The organism is Streptomyces sp. MB09-01 (assembly GCF_033794505.1).
Classification (GTDB): domain Bacteria; phylum Actinomycetota; class Actinomycetes; order Streptomycetales; family Streptomycetaceae; genus Streptomyces.
Map to the genome: position 1 here is coordinate 1 of NZ_JARAYQ010000461.1, position 3,468 is coordinate 3,468.

Here is a 3,468-nt window from a genome sequence, read left to right on the forward strand (position 1 = left end):
GGCTCGGACTACTTCTTGCGCTTGGGGCGGCGGGCGGCCGGGTTCCCCGTACGGGAGCTGCGGCGGCGGGCGAAGTCGGCCTTGGCGCGCTCGTACTCGGCGCGGCGGAGCTTCTCGCCCGGGGCCTCGCCGAGGCAGCGCAGGAAGTACGCGATGAGGGAGCCGATGAAGCCGATCGCCTTGAGGCCCTTGAGGGCGGCCTCGTCGGAGGACGGGGCGGGGCGGCGGCTGAAGGACTCCCAGGTCTTGGCGAAGGCGATGGAGCTGGCGATCGCGAAGAGGACGACGACGGAGATGCTGAGGAAGGGGCCGACGTTGCCGATCTCCAGGCCCTCGTAGGAGAGGCGCAGCAGTACGGCGGCGGCGACGGCCGTGAGCAGCGAGCCGAGGGCGAGGCCGACGCGGCGCAGGGCGTAGCCGCCGTCGTGGTTCACCCAGGTGGTGCCGAAGAACGGGATCGGCTCGGGCTCGGGGCCGGTCGGGACCGGGGCCTGCGCGGCCGGCTCGGCTGGGGTCTGGTCTCGCTGGTCGTCGCTCACAGCAGCGATTATCCCCTGCCGGGCCGGCCGGGCCGGGTGTGTCTCACGTGTCAGACGGGCCAGGGGCGTGTCAGCAGCGCGTGGCGACGTAGCCGTCGCTGCCCGTCTTGACGTAGGCGTCGGAGACGAACTGGCCGTTGCCGATGCAGTCCCAGATGTCCGTCGTGCCGTACGGGCCGGTGATCGTGTCGCCCGGGCCCTGGCAGCGGATGGAGACGTACGAGTCGTACGGCAGGACCTTGACGATCGAGTAGCTGGTACCCGGACCGCTGCGGACGTTCACCCGGTAGCCGGGCGCGACCGGGAACGTCTGGAAGCCGCCGTCGGCCGATGCCTCGGCTGCGGTGGCCAGTGTGAGCAACGGGGCCACGGCGACGACCGAGCCGCCGAGGCCGAGCATGCGTCGTCTGCTGATCATCGCGTCCTCTCCGCCCGTCGTCAGCCGCACTGGTTGGTGACGTAGCCGTCGCTGCCCGTCTTCACGTAGGCGTCGGAGACGAACCGGCCGTTGCCGATGCAGTCCCAGATGTCCGTCGTGCCGTACGGGCCCGAGACGGTGGTGCCCTCGCACTGGCAGCGGAGCGAGACGGTCGCTCCGAGCGGCAGGACCTCGATGACCGAGTAATTGGTGCCGGGCCCGTTGCGGACGTTCAGCCGGACGCCGGGGGCGACCGGGAACATCGGGTAGCCGGAACCGGCGGCCATGCTCTGGATTTGGCTCGAATCGTTCTCAACCGACATGTGAAATCTCCCCCCATGGGCGTTGCCCTGCGCAACTCGCGCAGGGTAGCAGGACCTTGGAGATGCAAAGGGGGCATCGACTAGGCTCCGGCGGGGGTGGTGAGCGGTGCATTCGCTGCGCGCGGACTACGTGGGCTTTCCGGAGTACGCCGGGCAGTACCGGCTCGAATCGGTGCTCGGTTCCGGAGGGATGGGCGTCGTCCATCTGGCCACGTCCGACTCGGGGCTGAAACTCGCCGTCAAGATCGTGCATCCCGAGCACGCGGTGGATCCGGAGTTCCGGGCCCGGTTCCGCCAGGAGGTCGCCGCGGCCCGGCGGGTGAGCGGCGCCTTCACCGCACCCGTCGTGGATGCCGATCCCGATGCCGAACGGCCTTGGATGGCCACCCTGTTCCTCGACGCACCGACGCTCGCCGAACGGGTACGGGAACAGGTCCTGGGCCCCGTCGAACTGACCCGGCTCGCCGCTGGCCTGGCCGAGGCCCTGCGGGACATCCACCGGGCCGGAGTGGTGCACCGGGACCTGAAGCCCAGCAACGTGCTGATGGCTCCGGACGGCGTGCGGGTCATCGACTTCGGGATCTCACGTCCGGCGGACAGTGATCTGCGGACCGAGACCGGGAAGCTGATCGGTACCCCGCCGTACATGGCGCCCGAGCAGTTCCAGCGACCGCGGGACGTGGGGACGGCCGCGGACGTCTTCGCCCTGGGGGCCGTGCTCGTGCACGCGGCGACGGGGCACGGACCGTTCGACTCGGACAGCCACTACCTGGTGGCGTACCAGGTGGTGCACAGCGAGCCCGATCTGACCGGGCTGCCGCCTCGGCTCGTACCGCTCGTCGCCCGGTGCCTGGCGAAGGACCCGGTGGAGCGGCCCACCGCCGAGGAACTGATCGCCGAGATGCGGGCGATCGCGTACCCGACGGCCGAGGACACCCAGGCCTTCATCCCCCGGCCGCGGCAGCCTTCGGAGTCGGAGCAGGTCACGCACCAGCGGGAGCGGAGCGCCGTCGAGCCCGAGAGGGCCGGACGCCGACCCCGCGCGGCCGTCGGGATCGGGGTCGGGCTGCTGCTCACCGGCGCCGCCGCGGTCGGCGGGTACTGGCAGTTCGGGCCGGACGCCGGACCGCGCGGCCAGATCGCCGCGCAGGCGGATCCGGCGCCGCGGAAGAGCTTCGTCCCCTGGGCGGTCCCCTTGGGCAAACCCGGTACGGGCAGCCGGATCGGGGCCTGCTCCTGGCAGTCGGCGGCGCTCTACTGCGCGGGGCCGGGCCTCGCCGCGGCCCGGCTGGACCCCGCGGACGGCACCACCGTGTGGGCGGTGGAGGCGGCCACCCAGGCGCCGCGGACGACGACCCTCGGCGCGCCGGTCCACGCGGGCGGGCAGGTGCTCGTGGTGGCGCCCGGCAGCGAGACCCTCCAGGCGCTGGACCCGGGCACGGGAACGGAAACCTGGAGGCGGAAGCTGCCCGGCGGCTCCCAGGTGGTGACCGCGGGCGGGCAGGTCCTGCTCGTGGGAACGACCGGCAGCGTCACCGCGCTGGACGCGGCCGGTGGCACTCCGCGCTGGACCCAGCAGGTCGGCGGGGTCGGTGCCGAGTGGTGGGGCGGCACGGACGAGTCCGGGACGCCCGGGCTGTACGTGGCGACGCCCGGGAGCGACGGAAGGTCGACACAGCTCGCCGCCGTGGATCCGGCGAACGGGACGGTCCGCTGGCAGCTCCGGACCGCGGGCCGGCTGCGCCCGGTCGGCGCGGCGCAGGGCGGGCTGTACCTGCTGGACCTCGACGCGTCCTCCCGGACCGGCGCGGTCGTGCGCGCCGACCTGGCGGCGCACAGGGTGCAGCGCGTGCCGCTCACGGCGCCGGTGTACGACGCGGAGGCGACGGTGGGCCAGGACGGCACCGTGTACCTGTTCGGGACCTCGGGCACGCTGGTCGCGGTCGGAACGGCCAAGGAGCAATGGCGGCTGGAGACGGGCGTGGCGGTGGCCTCCCGACCGGTGTTCGCCGACGGCCGGGTTTTCCTGACGGCCCCCGACGGACGCCTCCTGGCCGTCGACGCGGGCAGCGGACGGCCGGCGGGACAGACCAGGCCGCGCATGGCCGACGGCAGCACCAAGTACACCTCCACCCTGCCCGCGCCCGTGGTCGGCGGGGGGCGTGTGTTCGCGGGGGCGCCCGATGGG

At 73.1% G+C, this 3,468-nt stretch carries 4 protein-coding genes; 1 reads left to right on the plus strand and 3 read right to left on the minus strand.

Annotated features, from left to right (window positions below; genetic code table 11):
* Positions 1 to 8 precede the first annotated feature (8 nt).
* The 3 genes from PV721_RS42270 to PV721_RS42280 all read right to left on the minus strand — a co-directional run bounded on the left by PV721_RS42270 (position 9) and on the right by PV721_RS42280 (position 1,280).
* On the minus strand, positions 9 to 539 hold the full coding sequence (locus PV721_RS42270) for a hypothetical protein (RefSeq protein ID WP_416371290.1): 531 nt from the start codon (positions 537 to 539) through the stop codon (positions 9 to 11).
* 70 nt (positions 540 to 609) lie between these two features.
* On the minus strand, positions 610 to 939 hold the full coding sequence (locus PV721_RS42275; protein ID WP_416371291.1) for a peptidase: 330 nt from the start codon (positions 937 to 939) through the stop codon (positions 610 to 612).
* A 38-nt stretch (positions 940 to 977) separates the two neighbouring features.
* Complete coding sequence (locus PV721_RS42280; protein WP_319734048.1) at positions 978 to 1,280, minus strand: peptidase; 303 nt, start codon at positions 1,278 to 1,280, stop codon at positions 978 to 980.
* A 106-nt stretch (positions 1,281 to 1,386) separates the two neighbouring features.
* Between PV721_RS42280 and PV721_RS42285 the strand changes: the two genes are divergently transcribed.
* Positions 1,387 to 3,468: serine/threonine-protein kinase (locus PV721_RS42285; protein WP_319734050.1), on the plus strand; the 2,082-nt coding region annotated here is incomplete at its 3' end.